15 protein-coding genes, 1 tRNA gene and 1 pseudogene are annotated in these 16,732 nt (G+C 41.0%); 10 read left to right on the top strand and 7 right to left on the bottom strand.

Translation table 11 applies throughout. The annotated features are described in order from the left end of the window. Positions 1-103 precede the first annotated feature (103 nt). Both V5G28_RS13695 and V5G28_RS13690 read right to left on the bottom strand, forming a co-directional pair. Complete coding sequence (locus V5G28_RS13695; RefSeq protein WP_332988614.1) at positions 104-424, bottom strand: TMEM14 family protein; 321 nt, start codon at positions 422-424, stop codon at positions 104-106. A 59-nt stretch (positions 425-483) separates the two neighbouring features. Beyond that, positions 484-675, bottom strand: coding sequence for a hypothetical protein (locus V5G28_RS13690; RefSeq protein ID WP_332988612.1), 192 nt, complete (start codon positions 673-675; stop codon positions 484-486). Positions 676-731: 56 nt separating this feature from the next. Between V5G28_RS13690 and V5G28_RS13685 the strand changes: the two genes are divergently transcribed. The 6 genes and pseudogenes from V5G28_RS13685 (at position 732) to V5G28_RS13665 (ending at position 8,030) form a co-directional block, all read left to right on the top strand. Beyond that, the gene (locus V5G28_RS13685; RefSeq protein ID WP_332988609.1) at positions 732-1,850 is read left to right on the top strand and encodes an ATP-binding protein; all 1,119 of its coding nucleotides are present in this window, start codon (positions 732-734) and stop codon (positions 1,848-1,850) included. A 148-nt stretch (positions 1,851-1,998) separates the two neighbouring features. After that, the gene (locus V5G28_RS13680; protein WP_336230560.1) at positions 1,999-3,351 is read left to right on the top strand and encodes a tellurite resistance TerB C-terminal domain-containing protein; all 1,353 of its coding nucleotides are present in this window, start codon (positions 1,999-2,001) and stop codon (positions 3,349-3,351) included. A gap of 78 nt (positions 3,352-3,429) precedes the next feature. After that, positions 3,430-4,754, top strand: a pseudogene (locus V5G28_RS13675) (ATP-binding protein). 66 nt (positions 4,755-4,820) lie between these two features. After that, the gene (locus V5G28_RS36715; protein WP_442994263.1) at positions 4,821-5,219 is read left to right on the top strand and encodes a DEAD/DEAH box helicase; all 399 of its coding nucleotides are present in this window, start codon (positions 4,821-4,823) and stop codon (positions 5,217-5,219) included. A 5-nt stretch (positions 5,220-5,224) separates the two neighbouring features. Beyond that, positions 5,225-7,045, top strand: coding sequence for a helicase-related protein (locus V5G28_RS13670; RefSeq protein WP_442994262.1), 1,821 nt, complete (start codon positions 5,225-5,227; stop codon positions 7,043-7,045). 427 nt (positions 7,046-7,472) lie between these two features. Then, positions 7,473-8,030 (top strand): GNAT family N-acetyltransferase, encoded by a 558-nt coding sequence (locus V5G28_RS13665; RefSeq protein ID WP_332988606.1) that lies wholly within the window; start codon positions 7,473-7,475, stop codon positions 8,028-8,030. Positions 8,031-8,110: 80 nt separating this feature from the next. On the opposite strand, the gene V5G28_RS13660 is transcribed toward V5G28_RS13665, so the two are convergent. Together V5G28_RS13660 and V5G28_RS13655 are read right to left on the bottom strand one after the other, a co-directional pair. Further along, positions 8,111-8,566, bottom strand: a complete 456-nt coding sequence (locus tag V5G28_RS13660; protein WP_332988604.1) for an orange carotenoid protein N-terminal domain-containing protein — start codon at positions 8,564-8,566, stop codon at positions 8,111-8,113. A 302-nt stretch (positions 8,567-8,868) separates the two neighbouring features. Further along, the gene (locus tag V5G28_RS13655) at positions 8,869-10,014 is read right to left on the bottom strand and encodes a nucleotide-binding protein (protein ID WP_332988602.1); all 1,146 of its coding nucleotides are present in this window, start codon (positions 10,012-10,014) and stop codon (positions 8,869-8,871) included. 185 nt (positions 10,015-10,199) lie between these two features. Between V5G28_RS13655 and V5G28_RS13650 the strand changes: the two genes are divergently transcribed. Beyond that, entirely contained in the window at positions 10,200-11,033 is an 834-nt protein-coding gene (locus V5G28_RS13650; RefSeq protein WP_332988600.1) for a metallophosphoesterase, read from the top strand. Between the two features lie 662 nt (positions 11,034-11,695). Here the strand turns inward: V5G28_RS13650 and V5G28_RS13645 are convergent. The 3 genes from V5G28_RS13645 to V5G28_RS13635 all read right to left on the bottom strand — a co-directional run bounded on the left by V5G28_RS13645 (position 11,696) and on the right by V5G28_RS13635 (position 14,577). Continuing rightward, positions 11,696-12,511 (bottom strand): WD40 repeat domain-containing protein, encoded by an 816-nt coding sequence (locus V5G28_RS13645; protein WP_332988598.1) that lies wholly within the window; start codon positions 12,509-12,511, stop codon positions 11,696-11,698. Continuing rightward, complete coding sequence (locus tag V5G28_RS13640) at positions 12,432-13,796, bottom strand: WD40 repeat domain-containing protein (RefSeq protein WP_332988596.1); 1,365 nt, start codon at positions 13,794-13,796, stop codon at positions 12,432-12,434. The genes V5G28_RS13645 and V5G28_RS13640 overlap by 80 nt, the downstream gene beginning before the upstream one ends. Positions 13,797-13,965: 169 nt before the next feature. Then, positions 13,966-14,577: a J domain-containing protein gene (locus tag V5G28_RS13635; protein WP_332988593.1), complete on the bottom strand. Its 612-nt coding sequence runs from the start codon at positions 14,575-14,577 to the stop codon at positions 13,966-13,968. Between the two features lie 29 nt (positions 14,578-14,606). Between V5G28_RS13635 and V5G28_RS13630 the strand changes: the two genes are divergently transcribed. The 3 genes from V5G28_RS13630 to V5G28_RS13620 all read left to right on the top strand — a co-directional run bounded on the left by V5G28_RS13630 (position 14,607) and on the right by V5G28_RS13620 (position 16,732). Then, complete coding sequence (locus tag V5G28_RS13630; RefSeq protein WP_332988592.1) at positions 14,607-15,704, top strand: tocopherol cyclase family protein; 1,098 nt, start codon at positions 14,607-14,609, stop codon at positions 15,702-15,704. 30 nt (positions 15,705-15,734) lie between these two features. Continuing rightward, positions 15,735-15,808, top strand: a tRNA-Arg gene (locus tag V5G28_RS13625). A 393-nt stretch (positions 15,809-16,201) separates the two neighbouring features. Further along, a complete protein-coding gene (locus V5G28_RS13620) occupies positions 16,202-16,732 on the top strand; it encodes a YdcF family protein (protein ID WP_096561106.1) in 531 nt (176 codons plus the stop codon).

The raw sequence follows: 16,732 nt of genomic DNA, 5'->3' as shown, positions 1-16,732 counted from the left end.
ATAATATAAATGTACTAATTGAACAACCTCGATCAGGGAGAGTGGAGCAGGGAGAGTGCAGCTATGTCAAAAACCGAGAATGGTTATGACGAGTAAGCTTATGTTACCTCAGTACCGCCTGCTGAGTTACCATCGTCGCTAGTGCGACCACACCTAAAAGAGTCATGAATCCCGCAGGCATAAATTTGCGTGTTTTAACCAGTCGAAATCCAAAAACAACTATCAAAACAGCAGTGATCACCGCTGCTAACGTCAAACCCCAAGTTTGTCCTTGGAGATGGACAAAAGCAGCAATCATCAGTAGTAAACCACTGATGATACCACTAATAAGAGAAACTTTGCTATTCGCTTTACGGTAGCCAATGATGCCACCGATAATAGCTAAGATGCCGTAGGCAAGGGCTGCAACAATACCTAAAGTCATTGTTAAAACCTATGTAGATTTTGATTTTGCTGCAAGCATCAGCAGACAATTTACCATAGCTATTTAGCTACATCACCATGATTGATTGATGGATAATAGAGCAATCGCAAAGGTCCAATATCTCCAGCGCCAAGCAGCGTCCCTCTTACTCTACCAATCCGTCCTCCAAGGCGAAGTGGGGATTGCATATCTTGACCTGTTACAAGCAATACGTTACACTGATGCGGACGCGCAGAGTTGTCTCCAGGCATACGGCAATTACTTCAAGTGCTTAGCTGCCAGACATCAAAACTGGGAGGAGTATCTGATGACTCAAATTCTGAGAGCAGATAATCCTTTTACTCAGCTAGCTCAACAGCAAGAATTTGAGAATTTACCTCCTGCACTAGTAGCAGCAGTTCAGCATGATTTACAAGCGTTGCAAAATCTTTATGAGTGCAGCAGCGCTGCTTTGAGTCAGTGGGTGCAAGCCGTAGCTCATCTACCCGTTTCACCAGTTGTGTGGTATGTAGAGCAGGATAGAGTAGCAGGAATTCACGAATTACCGCTCCTAGAGAAACTACAACAGTTGGAAAATTGGGCTGATGCTGTGAAAGAATTGGCAGCTTATTATCGCCAATTTGGTACAGGTTTATTTGCAGAGTATAAGGCTTTGCGTTGGCAAGCTGGGGAGTTTATCGGAATACGCTATCCTGATTCAGTTGAGTTGAGTCAACTCGTGGGTTACGAGTCGCAAAAACAAGCTTTGTTGAAAAACACAGAGTTTTTATTATCTGGACAGGTGGCGCTACACGTCTTACTTTACGGAAGTCGCGGTTCCGGAAAATCTTCTTTGGTAAAAGCCTTGTTGAAGGAGTATAGCGATCGCAACTTACGCGTACTGGAAGTGGCAAAATCTGAATTGAAAGACTTACCAAAAATTGTGGAGCAGTTGCGCGGTGTCCCACAGAAATTTATCATCTTTGTCGATGACCTGTCTTTTGAAGAAGATGACGATGCTTTTAAAGCACTTAAAGTGGTTTTGGAAGGTAATTTAACCGCACGACCGCAAAACGTTGTTGTATATGCTACTTCCAACCGCCGCCACTTGATTCGAGAGTTTTTTGCCGATAGACCATCGCCCAAGGACAACGAAGAAATTCATGCATGGGATACTATGCAAGAGAAACTTTCTTTTAGCGATCGCTTTGGGTTGACCTTAACTTTTGAAGGAGCTGATCAGAAAACTTACTTACAAATTATCCGGCATCTTGCGGCACAAGCTGGAATTGATATCAGTCAGGAAGATTTGGAACGCCAAGCTTTACAGTGGGCGACTCGCCATAATGGTCGTTCTGGAAGAACAGCAAGACAATTTGTTGATTTCTTGAAAGCAGATTTGACACTATCGAGTTTAACCCACCCTCCAGCGAACACAGAATTATGAAATAGATAAATTTCATTTTTAATTTTTAATTTTTCTTTATTGTTGTACGAAAATGATGACACCGATAGCTTTCACGCGTAACAGTGTGAGGCTTAGTAATTTAGAAAATGCTTAGGTTGACGACTTGACTATGTTAAAGACAAGCAATATGCAATCAGCAACGGTGAGCAATCGACTTATTATAGGTATAGTTGCCTTTGGAGTGAGTTTTGGTCTTAGTCTCGTCCTTAGCTGGAATTTTAGCAATGCCCTTCTCACAGGTGTAATCACTGTACCTGCGACATATCTATCAGCATTATTTGTAGATAAAAGAAGAAGAAATCATGAAATGCTCATTTTAGATTCCCTACAAAGGCGAATTAGAGACCTTGAGGGATTAAAGTCGCGCTTTGTCGCAGAAATGAATCAAATTGAAGCACATAACGCCTCATTGTATGCGGAGTCAAGCAAACTGCAAAATCAAGTCTTAGAACGACGTAATCAAAGAGATAGTCTTAATAGAGAGCTAAGCACCTACGTTATAGAAAAAAAACAGTTAGAAGCACAAATAAACTATTTAAAAAATGAGCTTCATGCATTAGATCAATCCAAAGTAGAACTCAATAATTCCTTCTCTGCCCTAACAGCAGAAAAACGCCGTTTAGAATTGAATCATAATGTTTCGCGTGCTGAAATCACTCAACTGCAAACTCAAATCAGTGAACTTCAGCAGCAAAAACAAGAATTAGAAAGTAACTTAACTCTACTCAACAGATTAAAGCCTCAATTAGAAGAAAAATTACACGAGTTACGAGTCCAGATACAAGAGTTAGAAGCTCAGGAAAACCAGCAAAAGCAATTTCTTTTAGATAAAAAAGTTGAGAAAGAACTTATAGAATCAAGCCTGAATTCCTTACAAACCCAACTTGCACAACAACAAACTCAACTACAACAGTTACAAGGGCAAGTCTCAGTCTTGCAAGAGGAGCGCGATGAGTTGCAAAGCCAAGTTTGGGAACTGCTTCATCAAATGGAAACCCTGACTACTCAGGAACAATTGAATGAAAACGAACAGGAAGCAAGCGAAGATTTTTTTCCTTTCTCTGAATTAATAGAATCCTTAGAAACAATAGAAACTGGAACTCAGTTAGAAAATTTTTCTGAAGAATGGGCTGATTTTATCGAACAGCTACCCGCTTATACAATTCAGGTATTAAAAGCTATTGTAGAGCAGAGTAACCCTAATACTGCTATTAAAAAGATTGCTGAAGAAAATATTACAATGCCAAATTTACTGATTGATTTTATTAATGAATGTGCTACTGATACTATTGGTGAATTAATAATTAACCCAAATTCAGAAACGCCAGAAATTTATCATGAACATATGACAAATGTAAAAAAAATTCTTGCAATGTACGAAGGAAAAATGGCTGGGCAACCTCATCAAATTAAATCTTTATATTATATTTTTATTCCCAACTTCAGCCTGGAGAAGCTTTCACGGCTCTACCTTTGGTAAATTACAGGAAGCAACAGCCTACTGAATGCCTTCCCACGCCTTTCGTAGGAATGAGAAAAATGAGGTGCAGTAATCTAAATGACAAAGCTCAAAATCTCGAAAAAAGTATCAACTGCTTTGATAAATTCTCTTGGTGCAGGAGTCGTACCCAGAGTGGGGCTGGAACACATAGCAGTAGGACGCGAACAAGAACTCAAAAGCCTATTGCAAAATCTTGATGATATAGCAGAAGGGATAGCAGCATTTCGCTTCGTTATTGGCAATTATGGTTCAGGCAAAAGTTTCATGCTGCAACTGCTTCGCAACCGTGCTATGGAACAAGGTTTTGTTGTAGCTGATGCTGATTTATGCTGGGAACGCCGACTCGCAGGAAGCAACAACGAAGGGTTGGCAACATATCGAGAATTAATGAGTCACCTCGCCACAAAAACTCGTCCAGATGGTGGTGCGTTGGTTTCCATCTTGGAAGGATGGATTAATAAAATCCAACAAGAAGTCGCCAAAGAAACCGGAATGCGTCCCAATGACGAAGGTTTTGATGACAAAGTTGAAGAAAAAATAGGGAAGTTGTTCAGTATATTGAGGATTTAGTTCACGGATTTGATTTTGGCACCGTCATTGTTGCCTATTGGCGTGGTTATCGCTTGGATAATGATGATTTAAAAAATGCCGCACTACGATGGCTGCGGGGCGAATTTACAACCAAGATTGAAGCAAAAGCCGCCCTAGGAGTGCGTCATCATTGATGATGAAAGTTGGTATGACTACATCAAACTCATAGCTAAGTTTGTTGGTGAAATTGGTTATAAAGGTCTTTTAATTCTGCTTGATGAAGCTGCACATTTATACCAGATCTCTCCTACAGTGACGCGAGAAAAAAATTATAACAGACTGTTGGGGATGTTCAACGATACCATGCAGTGTAAAGCAGAGCATCTTGGCATTTTTTATTGGTGGTACTCTAAGATTTTTAGAAGACCCAAATCGTGGGCTTTTTGCAGATGCTGCTTGGCGAAGACGCACAAAAGAAAGCCGTTTTGTGACTCAAGCGGGTGTGCAGGAATATATGGCACCAGTGATGCGGCTTAACACACTAACAGAAGAAGAAATCCTCTCGCTTTTGCAAAGATTAACAGAGATTCATGCGATTAACTTTGGTTACGAAAAGGCTTTAAAAAGCCGTGAATTGAAAGATTTTGTCCAAGAGATTGTTAACCGCTTAGGTGCAGAAGCTTTGCTGACTCCAGGTGAAATTGTGCGAGATTTTCTGGTGTGTTGAATATACTTATCAAAATCCAAATATTTCTTTTGGTGAACTCATTCATGGTGCTAATTTTAAACCTACCGTTTTGGGTAAAAATACAGATGCAGATGAGGATGATGTTGCGGAATTTAGTTTATAAAAAAACTATAGAGGACACAGACTTAGAGGGTACGTTAAGCTAATCCTCTTAAGGTGTAATTACAAAATGAGCAATGCTACATTTTCGAGACTCGCTCCTTTTATCCAAGAATATATTTACAATCACAATTGGACTGAATTAAGAGCAGTTCAAATCGAAGCTTGTAAAGTTATTTTTGACAGTGATGCTCATTTGCTAATTGCTGCTGGGACTGCTTCAGGGAAAACAGAAGCAGCTTTTTTACCAGTTTTGACTTTATTACATGAAAATCCTTCTAATACAATTGGCGCACTTTATATTGGTCCTATTAAAGCTTTAATTAATGACCAATTTGAACGTCTGAATGATTTGTTGAGAGAGGCGGATATCCCAGTTTGTCATTGGCACGGTGATGTTAGCCAAAGTCATAAAATGAAGCTTCTTAAGAATCTCAGGGCATTTTACAAATTACGCCGGAATCTTTAGAAAGTTTGTTAATTAATAAACATAATGAGTTAGTACGTTTGTTTGGTGATTTGCGGTTTGTCATCATTGATGAAATTCACGCTTTTATGGGTTCGGAACGGGGTTGTCAGATTCTTTGTCAATTGGCACGGTTGGCAAGGGTAACGCAAAGACAACCTAGAAGAATTGGTTTATCGGCGACTCTCGGTGATTACTCATTGGCTGAGGAGTGGTTGCGTTCTGGGACTGATAAGTTGGTGATAACTCCAAAGATTGAGGGAGGGAAGCGTCAAATTAGACTTGCTGTGGAGCATTTTTATGTTTCTGAAACGAACCGCAGAGGCGCACAGAACGCAGAGAGAGGAAAAGAGGAGAGAGAAGGAGGTATAAGTGCATATGATAGATATATTTTTAATTTAAGTAAGTCTCGGAAGTGTCTGATTTTTGCTAATAATAAATCGCAAACGGAATCTGTTATTGCTTGTTTGCGTCAAGTTGCAGGTGTTGAGGGGTATCCAGATATTTATCATGTGCATCATGGCAGTATCTCTGCCTCTTTGCGTCAAGCGGCTGAAGCTGCTATGCGTGAACTCAATCATCCAGCGGTGACTGCTGCTACGTTGACTTTAGAATTGGGTATAGATATTGGTTATTTAGAGCGAGTTATTCAGTTAGAATCGCCTTTTTCTGTTGCTAGCTTTTTACAGCGGTTAGGACGTACTGGAAGAAGAGGTGAAGCTGCTGATATGCGATTTGTTTGTGTTGAGGAGGAGGTATCTCCTGAAGCATCGTTACCGGAACAAATTCCTTGGCAACTTTTGCAATGTATTGCGGTTATTCAACTTTATTTGGAGGAGCGTTGGATTGAACCGATAAAGCCTTTAAAATATCCTTTGAGTTTGCTTTATCATCAGACGATGAGCATTTTAGTAGCAACAGGGGAACTTTCACCTGCTGCCCTTGCTAAACAGGTTTTAAGTCTGCCAACTTTTGCTGCTATTTCTCAAGAAGATTTTAAGTTTTTGCTACGTTATTTAATTGATATTGACCATATTTACCTAACCGAGCAAGGTAAGTTAATTATTGGTTTGGCAGGGGAAAAAGTGGTAGGAAGATTTCAGTTTTATGCTGTATTTCCGGATAATCAGGAATATCTTGTTAAGTACGGAACTACAGAAATTGGCAGTATTGTTATGCCGTCTCCTGTGGGGCATTCATTTGCATTAGCAGGGAAAACTTGGGAAGTTGTAGATGTTGATTTTAAAAGAAAAGTTATTTTGGTGAAGCAGGTAGAGGGTAAAGCTAGTATTTATTGGCGGGGTGGTAGTGGCACCATTCATACAAGAATTTTACAACGAATGAGACAAGTGCTGTTTGAGGATGTAGAGTATAGTTACTTACAAAAAAATGCTTTAAAGCGTTTGCAGTTAGTTCGTGAATTAGCAAGAGATGCTGGACTAGATAAACGTAATATTTTGCAATTAGAAAAAGGTAAGTGCTGGATATTTCCTTGGATGGGTACTGTCGCTTACCGTACTTTAGAAAGGTTGCTTAACCGCTTTTGCCGCGAATCATTGGAAATTAGCGGTATCAGTGGCGATAATCCTTATTTTTTGACCATTAAATTAGCTCCTAAAAAAATTGAATATCTTTATTCTGAAATTGTTTCCTTATGTGAACAAAGAATAAAAAATGAAGATTTACTCAGTGATGCTGAAGCACCACAACTTGAAAAGTATGATGAATTTATTCCTTACCCACTTTTACGCAAAGCTTTTGCTAGCAATCATTTAGATATGTCGGAACTAAGGCAGCAAGTCGCTTTGTGGCAAAGTTATAATACTTAACTTTTTTACTTAAACTTTGTTTGCATGAAATTTTCAATAAAAATTTAAGTTTATTAAACTATTGTTCTAAAAGTTAAGAATAAAGAAAATGGAACCACAGATGGACACAGATGGACACAGATAAATAACTAGTGTTAATCTGTCTGGATCTATGGTTTTAAAGTTCAATCCACGCTTTTCATTACTCAAATGGACTGGTTTATAAGCAAGTGACTTGACAAGCTACAGTTAAAAGAAATACAAATGTCATATCACATTTTAATCTAAGGATTGCCTTTGTTGCCTGTCATTGAGTAAAAACGTCATTTTGGGCTGATAGCTGTTTCCCAAACAGCCCAAATTGGTATGAGTTCGCACTCCGCTTCTGGTGCGAGCAATTTTTGTATTGATTTACAACCTCAAAGACATCTCAACAAAGGAATCTTACATGGAATTCAAGCCTCTTTTTACAGGCAAGTTGGTTCGTCTCGCCGCACCTAAACCTGAGGACAACGAATATTTTGCTAAATGGTCTGAGAATGACGAGTATCTGCGGGTTGCGGATAATGATCCAGCGCAACCTATAACTCCTGAAGGCTGGACACAATTTGAAACAAGTGTTCTCAACTCACCAAACAGCTTCCACTTCCGTCTGCGAACTTTGGCTGATGATACCTTAATTGGCGGCGTTGGCTTGTTTCAAATCCAATGGATGCATCAGGTTGGGTCGTTGGGTATTGCGATCGCCGATCCCGCATACTGGGGTAAAGGCTATGGCACAGATGCTTTGCAACTTATTCTTGGATATGCTTTCCGAGAGTTAAACCTTTACCGAGTAGGATCATCTACGATCGCCTACAATATCCGTTCGATCAAGGCACATGAAAAAGTAGGGTTCCGCCAGGAGGGTGTCCAACGTAGCTTTATTCAGCGTGAGGGACAGCGCTTTGACCTAATTCTATATGGTCTTCTGCGCCCAGAATGGGAAAAATTACACACACAATAACTGTCAGTAGTTCAAAAGCACACAAACCCGCTTTCTCCAAGAAACCGGGTTTGTGATAGCTTAATGACTAGTTAGAATGACTATTTAGCACCGTACTCGAAAACTACGCTACGAGTAAAGTCAATGCGTTGCTCAAAATCCAAGCCTTTGATTTTATTCACAAAGTCCTTTGTTTCAGCGGGCAAGTCATAGTCAGAAGGTACTTGAATAACAGTACCATCTTCCATAGCCCGTGCCAATCTTAACCACAGATCCAGCTTAGCGCTAGAGCTTACAGCTTTATAGGCGTGGCTAATCTCACTATCTGCACCAGCAACGATATCGCGCTGTGCTTGAAGCTGTTGTTCTTTGGGTAGTGCTACGATTGTGTCGTACAAAGCTGCAGCGGTGTCTTGTGCAGAAGTTTGATTTGCTGGTGTCAGTTGATCTTTGATGTCTAGGTAGCCGAACCACAGGAAGGCTAGCTGTGTATCGACATCAAAGCGGCGAAACTGTTCTACTAATTCTTTTGTTTTTGAGTCGCTAGTGAAAGTCATAAAAATCTCCGATTGCTTACTAAACACGCAGTTGCCTAGGTAACTTACATCGCTTACCAGCAACTGCTTTACATCACTTAATAAACATTTAATAAGTTAAGAACTGGATATTAACCCCGCTACAGACATAAAAGGCGATCGCTGCTAAAGACAGATGCACATAACATATTCTCAGTTAGAGATGTGTTCACTGTGAGATAAAACGTCACTTGTTTTTTGATTTTTCTTTTAAAAAGCAATTCTGTTTAGATAAGATAATTCGCATATTCATAATGTAAGACGTTGCACTGCAACGTATCTACCTACTGATCTCGCAAAATTCCGATACCAGCTTTTCTTTCTATATAATCTGCCAAGCTGATAAAATCATCACGCGGGTAGCACTTTCCACCAATCAAGTCAAATGCTAATCGGCTGGATGGATTTTCTGGATTTTCTAGAATATGTATTCCCCAGTAATAAAGTTGTTCACTAGTGCGGATACAAACTTCTTGTGGGTCTATACAATGAAACTTATCATCTGTTTTGATAATGTCTTGATACGTCTCGAAATAAACCTTTCTTAAAAGACTTAATTTTTGAGAACCGGGATTTTTGAAGTTATTAACTAAGACAAACAAGTGAGCATTTTTGTTGATGAGACGTATTTCTGTCACAGTATCTCGAATCACTTTTCCATGCTTGTTTATCCCTAGTGGATTTAAGGTTGTTGGGATGATGCAATAGTGAAATTTTTCAACTAAATGTGTTGGATTGCGTTCAATCGCGGGTGAACAATCGCAAATAACTATTTTACAATCACGAGCAGAATCTTCATGCCAATCCCTACCATCAAATACTTCAATCGTCGTTCCCATCCCTCTAGGATTAGGAACAAAAACACCGTCTCCCACGAGCTTTTGCAAATTTTGTTCTGGATCTAAATCTACAAGTGCCACATTGAATCCTTGTAGTGCAAATGCTCCTGCTAAATGCCCTGCTATAGTCGTTTTTCCTACTCCGCCTTTACAGGTAAAAATGCCAAAATAAATCTTTTCTGGTTTAGTTGAGTTGTGGTGATTAACTTTATCTTCGTAATCAGCGCCATTAATTCCAAGAAGCTTATTTTCCTGAGCAATCCCACAGCGAATTTTAGTATCTTTACCCCAAGATCTAATTAAAGCTAGTGTAGGTCCGCTGAAACCTTTTGTTGTTATAAATAAGCCAAAATTAAAGTTTTTTCCTTCGTCAGAATCTAAAAAGTTGGCAAATTTTAAAAGCTGTGGTGCTGCTACATTATTTCTGAGCCACTTGAGATGAACTGCGCCAACTAAGTTTCCTTTTTTAACAACTAAATCGTAGCCAGGCTCATTTGATTTGGCAGTTATCACTGTCCAACCTGCCCTATGGAGAAGTGTTGCTACGTGCTGTTGAAAGTGGCTGTAGTCTTTTATGTAAGCAAGCTCCATAGATTTGGTTTGGAGATACAGTATAGCTTATAGTAGCGTAAATTACTTTGTGATTGAGACGGGATTTAGTTTAACATTCACAAAAACTTTCATAAATTTTTCAAAAAGTCGTCCAGAATTCTATACTCATTCAGAGATGATTTGTTAAGCTGTTAGACGCTGGTAGGAGGAGTAATGTCAGCGCAATGCACTGGTTGTTATCTGGACCTCTAAGCGTCGAGAAGTTGACGGTTAATATTGCAGGGTTGCCAGCATCGTTACAAAATACGAAGCTGGTACATATGTCAGACCTGCATTATGACGGTAAGCGGCTGTCAGAAAAAATGTTGGAACAAGCGATCGCGCTCAGCAACGAAGCTGAACCTGATTTGGTTGTCTTAACAGGCGACTATGTGACTGACGATCCATCACCAATTCATCAGCTGGTGCTACGACTCAAACACCTGGAAAGTCGCGCTGGGGTTTATGCCGTACTTGGCAATCATGATCTACATTACAGCCGTTCAAAAGCAGAAGTGACAGCTGCACTTGATAGTATCGATATTAAAGTTCTTTGGAATGACATTGCATATCCTTTAGGAAAAGAATTACCACTCGTCGGGCTAGCTGACTACTGGTCACGGGAATTTAACCCCAAACTTGTGATGAATCAGCTAGACGGTACTACACCTTGTATCGTACTCTCGCATAACCCAGATACTGCTGAGATTTTGCAAAAATGGCGAGTAGATTTGCAACTGTCTGGTCATACCCACGGCGGTCAAATTGTACTCCCAGGAATTGGTCCTGTGGTGATGTACTACAAGCAGGCGGTTCGCAAACTTCCCAGAAAACTGCGGCGATGGATACCATTTTTGCGAGCAGACTGTTCTAAAGTCGTGAAACATTGGGAATGGGCGCAGGGTTTCCATAAGGTGGGGACGAACCAACTCTACATTAATCGTGGGTTGGGAACCTATGCACCAGGACGTTTGTTTTGCCCACCGGAAGTGACTGTGATTACTCTAAGTGGCGATTAACGATTAAACCGCCGAAAGCTACGATGGAATCTATCAGGGGCTTTCGGCGGTTTATTTGGTTGAGACGATTTAGAAGAGTTAAAAATCAGAGGAAAGTAACTAGACTAAGGTGGACAACTTTCGCAACCAGTCTATTCACAATTGTGTGTTCTTTATTCCAGCTAGGCAGGCATTTTTGTTGATACGTTCAAAAACCTCCAGAACTCATCACTCAACTTAGGCGAAAACACATTATACAAAACACAACAACTGAGAAATGATTGCGAATCGATTAGAGCGGGAGGCACAGGCTCTAATACTTAAGATGTTAGATGAATTTCTAACTTTTGGGTGCCTATATTTAAAGTAGCATTGCCCACTGGATGGAGGTCTAGAAATTTACCAATTTTTATAACGGTTCATCCGTCTTAACATTTTCCAAAATTTCTTATAAATATAATCTTGTTTTACATTCTTAAGTAGACAGGGTTAAGTAGACAGGCGGAAATAAATCGAGCTATGTTAAGAAATGTAAAAGCCTCTAAAACCCGCACACTCTTACCAATGACTAATGACTGTCTTAACAAGTAAACTTTATTTGTACCGACCGACTTACTGGAGAAGTCGATTTGCCAATGTTTGAGTTGATAAGAAGAGCAAACTGTAGCTCTTTTATGCCAGCCTCAATTGCAAGGCAATAACATGACACTATTATCACCATTGCCACCAACTGCTAGCGTTTTACCATCTGGGCTGAAAGCTAAGCAATAAATAGGCTGTTCAATCTCTGTGAAAGTACGGATTTCCTGTCCTGTATCTACCTGCCAAAGTTTTACTGTCTTGTCTTTGCTGCCACTTGCGATCTGGTTGCCATCTGGGCTAAAGGTAATAGAAGACACATCATCTGAGTGTCCCGTCAGAGTACGGAGTTCTTGACCGCTTGACAGTTCCCAAATCTTAATTGTCTTGTCTGTACTACCACTTGCGATCTGCTTTCCATCTGGATGGAAAGCAATAGAATGAATTCCTCCCAATTCCTGAGAATGACTTTTAAGAGTCAAAAATTTATTTTCAGCCAGATACCAAACTTTGATAGTTTTATCCTTCCTAGCAGCACCACTCGCTAAAATCTTGCCATCTGGACTGAAAGCAACGCATAAAACTTCGTCACAATGTCCGTGGAGTGTAGATGTTTCTTTATATGTATCTATAGACCAAAGCTTTATGGTCTTATCTTTACTACCACTGGCTAAAGTTTTTCCATCTGGGCTAAACGCAACAGAATAAACCTTTTCTTTATGTCCTGTGAAGGTACAGATTTCCTTCCCTATAGAGATATCCAACAAGCGAATGGTTTTGTCGTCACTTCCACTCGCCAAAATCTTGCCATCAGGGCTAAATGCTAGGGAATTGACTGCTTCAGTACAGGAAAACCCCCCCGGTTTCCTTGAGGATGCGGGGTTCGTTAACCAAATGCCATATTTTGATCGTTTTGTCATCACAACCACTGGCTAATATTTGCCCGTTGGGACTAAAGGCCACGGAAGTCACTTTATGTGAAAGTTGTTTAACAGTGTTTTCAATTGTTAAATTCTCTGTTGTTGGCGCTAATGTGGGTGGCGTTACAATGGGTGCCAATACTTCATTTGTTGTGTTATTTACCTGATTCGAGCTTTGTATTACCGTAACTGGGGATAAGGGTGGAGAAGAATTTGTGCGTTGCTTCTTTTGGGCGATGGGTGCTGGTGATTTAGTCGTTGGTTGACCTGGGTGAGGGCTGAAACCTTCTGGTTTTTTCTTTTTTTCGGGTACATTTTGGTCGGGTACATTTTGGTATTGCTGCTTGATTTGAGATAATTCTTGTAGTTCCGTCTGAATGACGGCGATCGCATACTGAAATTCCTGTATCTGCTTTTGAGTATTTGTAGTCAATTGTTGTGTGAGGGCGTCGAGTTGAGTCAGGTGTTGTCTCATCCCATCGACATTTAGTTCGTTCACAGTTCGCTGCAATGCTTGTATATGGTGCTGAGTGTATTGATTTAATTGCTGTGTAAACGAGTCTAGTTGAGAAAGACGCTGATAAAGCGGATCAATCTGCTGTTGGGTGGTTGTACTCAACTGTTGCGTGAGGGTGTCGAGTTGAGTCAGGCGTTGTCTGAGGGATCCAGTATTTTGTTCTTGCTGAGTTTGCTGTAATGCTTGTATCTGCTGCTGAGTTGATTGACTCACCTGTTGTGTCAACGCATCAAGTTGTGCAAGGCGTTCATAAAGTGGGTCAATCTGCTGTTGAGTTGCTGTACTTAACTGTTGCGTCAGGTTATCAAGTTCAATCAGGCGTAGTTTCAAGGTATCAATATTTTGTTCTTGCTGAGTTTGCTGTAATCCCTGTATCTGTTGTTGAATTTTTATAGTGATCTCTAGCAAAGACCCATAAAGTTGTTCAAATTGCTCTGTAAAAACATTAAAGTCTTGCTCCTGGTTGTTTCGTAATTCCTCAAACTGCTGTTGGGTTGTGGTACTGAGTTTTTGAGTGAAAGTATCAAAGTTTGCAAGCCGCTGTCGGAGTGGGTCAATCAGTAGGTCAAGTTTGGCAATTGTTGCTTGTTGTTGCTGAGTCGTCAAATACTTTAACCTTTCCCGATTCGCGGCGTTCAAACAAACTGTAACAGTCAGGGGAGCAGCTGCATAAATCATCTGTTGAGTGACAGCCGCTGTGACTAATCCTAGTGCAGACAGAGAGAGGGAGGCGTATTCGCTAACTTCTAGCCAGTGGAATTTGGTCATAATAGGGAGATTGCTGTGCTTGGTCCTCGAATCAAAAAACAACTTGAGTGCGTAACGCGGTTTCACAAGCCTATCCTCATCTTCTTCCAATAAATTTCTCGAATCTGTGCTTATCCTGTCCCATGTCAATGGAACATGACAAAAACAAGTGCATCAATGGGTAGAGACTTCACCGCCAGCGCCGATTGAACCCGAAAAAGGACTTTACCCACCGCAAAAATCTTTCTAAAAGGATTTTCAGCTTTGATCTTCCTCGGGTTCTCGTGGAGTGTCTTGATGATGGTGATGCAGAATGAGCCTGTTTATTTTTTAACTTCCCTTCCATCTGTGCAGCTTTATTTAAATCAGCGGTGGCTCGATATTCATATCCAAGTAGGGAGCAGATAAAGCCACGGTATTTGTACGCTTCGATGTAGTTAGGATTGAGGCGAATGGCATGAGTAAAGTCTGTAAGTGCTTCCTGGTATCTTCCTAATTTTGCATTCTCTGTTCCCGAGTTGTAGAAAAGTTCGGCGTTGGAGCGATTCGCATAAATTTTTGTTTCTTTTGTTTGACTAGGCTGATGTGCAGAACTTGGCAAATCAGATTTAAGCTTGTTGTAAGCTTCGTTGATTTGTTTAATTTTTTGTTCTGCTTCCTGTTTCTTCTGCGGATGAGAAAACCGATCAGGATGCCAAATCTTAACTAGCTTACGATAGGCTCGCTTAACCTCTGTTGGCGATGCACCGGGTTTCAGTCCCAGAATAGAGTAGGCATCATTTATGTTAAGGCGATCGCTCATACAGAGGAATTTTGCACCACGGTAAATCTATGTTAACCATTCCCACAAACCCTGATCATTCAACCCAAACACCCCACAGCGGTTACCACTGGGACGGTAGTAGTCGTCGCTTCTTTGAAGGTTGGTACTACCGCGTCACTTTGCCCGCAGAAGGTGAAACTTTTGCCTTTATGTATTCTATTGAAGACCCCATTGGCGGTAAACCCCACAGTGGTGGTGCAGCACAAATCCTCGGTCCCAACGATGAGTATCTGTGGCGGACTTTTCCGGATGTGAGCACATTTTGGGCGAGTCGTGACGTTTTGAGCTTGGGTCATTGGGGTAAAACAAATCTACAGATTCAACCTCTGTACCTACCACCACCCGAGTTTGAACACCATGTGCAAGAAGGCTATCAAGCAACAGCTACCCTGAATCAGGGGTCAATTCACGACCCTGCGACTGGGTGCTACTGTCGTTGGCAGTATGAAATCCATCCTATCTACGGATGGGGTGATAAAGGAAGTATTCAACAATCAACAGCAGGTTGGCTGTCATTTTTGCAAATTTTTGAACCCGGATGGCAAATTTTGATGGCGCATGGCTTGGCTTCCGGTTGGATTGACTGGAATGGCAAACGTTACGAATTTACTAACGCCCCAGCTTACAGCGAGAAAAATTGGGGAGGCGCTTTTCCCCAAAAATGGTTTTGGATGAACTGCAATAGCTTTGAAGGCGAAGATGACCTCGCCCTGACCGCTGGTGGCGGACGGCGCGGTGTTTTATGGTGGATGGAATCTGTCGCAATGATTGGCATACACCATCAAGGCAAGTTCTATGAATTTGTACCCTGGAATTCCCAAGTACACTGGGATATACAGCCTTGGGGTAGATGGCAAATGAAAGCGCGAAATTTGCAGTACGAGGTCGAGGTAACAGGAACTACCAATTTACCCGGGACTCCTCTACGTGCGCCAACGCCCAAAGGTTTGATATTTTGCTGTCGTGACACTATGCAGGGAGAGTTAAATATAGAACTGCGAGAATTAGGTATTGGAAAAAGAAAAATTATCCTGAAAGCACGTACTTTTCTGTGTGGATTAGAAATAGGCGGCGGACCCTGGGACAATTCTTGGCAGTCGCGCTAAAACTGCTATTATCAAAAATAGTAGTTATTTGGGGCTGTAGCTCAGCAGGATAGAGCGAGCGCCTCCTAAGCGCTAGGTCGCCGGTTCGAATCTGGCCAGTCCCGTTGTCTGATACATTCGATAAACTAGTCAAAAAACCTTTGTATCTGCTCCAGTTGCGGAAACAATTGTGCTTTGAATCTAGAAATGTTTCTTAATTTATAGGCACAGTTAGGCACAGTTGATACCAAATCTGCGTCTGTTACCTCCACCAGATCCGGTTGCAAGTTGCGGCTTGTCAAAAAAAGACCGCATCAGCAGTCTTTAGGGGAGGTATCTACACCAGATTTGGTATAGACACATGCAACTAAAAAGTATAGTCAAATACAAATGTAGCTATACTTTTCAGAACTCTGATAATCTAGATTATTATTCTTCTGGCGATCAAATTCTGTTCAAGCAACCGAAGTGATAGACCCTTGAAAAAGACAGGATTTAAAGGTATTTCTTCTCGGTTTATGTTCCTAGCCCTACCACTGATGATGTTGTGGGGTTATAAGGAAATTCAAAGCCAATTTGTCGAGCCCCAAGCAATATTAGTCTTGGGTGGTTCGACATCTAAATTAGAGCGAGAGAAGTTTACAGCAGATTTTGCCCGCAAACACCCGAATTTACCCATTTGGATTTCTGGGGGTAGCCCGCCGAGGGTAACCAAAAAGGTGTTTGCTAAATTTGGGGTTGATCCAAGACGGTTGCGCCTAGATTACAGAGCAAACAATACTGTGGAAAACTTCACCACAACAGTCGATGATTTAAAAAAAAGTGGCATAAAGAGTGTATATTTAGTAACTTCTGATTACCATATGCGCCGCGCCAGAGTGATCGGTGAGATTGTTTTAAGTAGTCGAGGGATTGATTTTAAACCTGTAGCAGTTCCTTCTGAAAATTCTCCTGAACCCATTGAAAAATCTATCCGTGATGGAGTCAGAGCTATAGTTTGGGTAGCAACTGGTTATGGTGGTGCTCACGAATTTTACAACAAGCAGTGA

It is taken from the genome of Scytonema sp. PRP1, assembly GCF_036697665.2.
GTDB lineage: Bacteria > Cyanobacteriota > Cyanobacteriia > Cyanobacteriales > Nostocaceae > Kalymmatonema > Kalymmatonema gypsitolerans.
Note: the sequence above shows the minus strand (reverse complement) of the source record. Positions and strands in the feature narration are given on the sequence as shown.

Coding starts and splice junctions, on each gene's coding strand:
- V5G28_RS13695 (WP_332988614.1), bottom strand. CDS start 424: ATGACTTTAGGTATTGTTGCAGCCCTTGCCTACGGCATCTTAGCTATT.
- V5G28_RS13690 (WP_332988612.1), bottom strand. CDS start 675: ATGCCTGGAGACAACTCTGCGCGTCCGCATCAGTGTAACGTATTGCTT.
- V5G28_RS13685 (WP_332988609.1), top strand. CDS start 732: ATGACTCAAATTCTGAGAGCAGATAATCCTTTTACTCAGCTAGCTCAA.
- V5G28_RS13680 (WP_336230560.1), top strand. CDS start 1,999: ATGCAATCAGCAACGGTGAGCAATCGACTTATTATAGGTATAGTTGCC.
- V5G28_RS36715 (WP_442994263.1), top strand. CDS start 4,821: ATGAGCAATGCTACATTTTCGAGACTCGCTCCTTTTATCCAAGAATAT.
- V5G28_RS13665 (WP_332988606.1), top strand. CDS start 7,473: ATGGAATTCAAGCCTCTTTTTACAGGCAAGTTGGTTCGTCTCGCCGCA.
- V5G28_RS13660 (WP_332988604.1), bottom strand. CDS start 8,566: ATGACTTTCACTAGCGACTCAAAAACAAAAGAATTAGTAGAACAGTTT.
- V5G28_RS13655 (WP_332988602.1), bottom strand. CDS start 10,014: ATGGAGCTTGCTTACATAAAAGACTACAGCCACTTTCAACAGCACGTA.
- V5G28_RS13650 (WP_332988600.1), top strand. CDS start 10,200: ATGCACTGGTTGTTATCTGGACCTCTAAGCGTCGAGAAGTTGACGGTT.
- V5G28_RS13645 (WP_332988598.1), bottom strand. CDS start 12,511: ATGACAAAACGATCAAAATATGGCATTTGGTTAACGAACCCCGCATCC.
- V5G28_RS13640 (WP_332988596.1), bottom strand. CDS start 13,796: ATGACCAAATTCCACTGGCTAGAAGTTAGCGAATACGCCTCCCTCTCT.
- V5G28_RS13635 (WP_332988593.1), bottom strand. CDS start 14,577: ATGAGCGATCGCCTTAACATAAATGATGCCTACTCTATTCTGGGACTG.
- V5G28_RS13630 (WP_332988592.1), top strand. CDS start 14,607: ATGTTAACCATTCCCACAAACCCTGATCATTCAACCCAAACACCCCAC.
- V5G28_RS13620 (WP_096561106.1), top strand. CDS start 16,202: ATGTTCCTAGCCCTACCACTGATGATGTTGTGGGGTTATAAGGAAATT.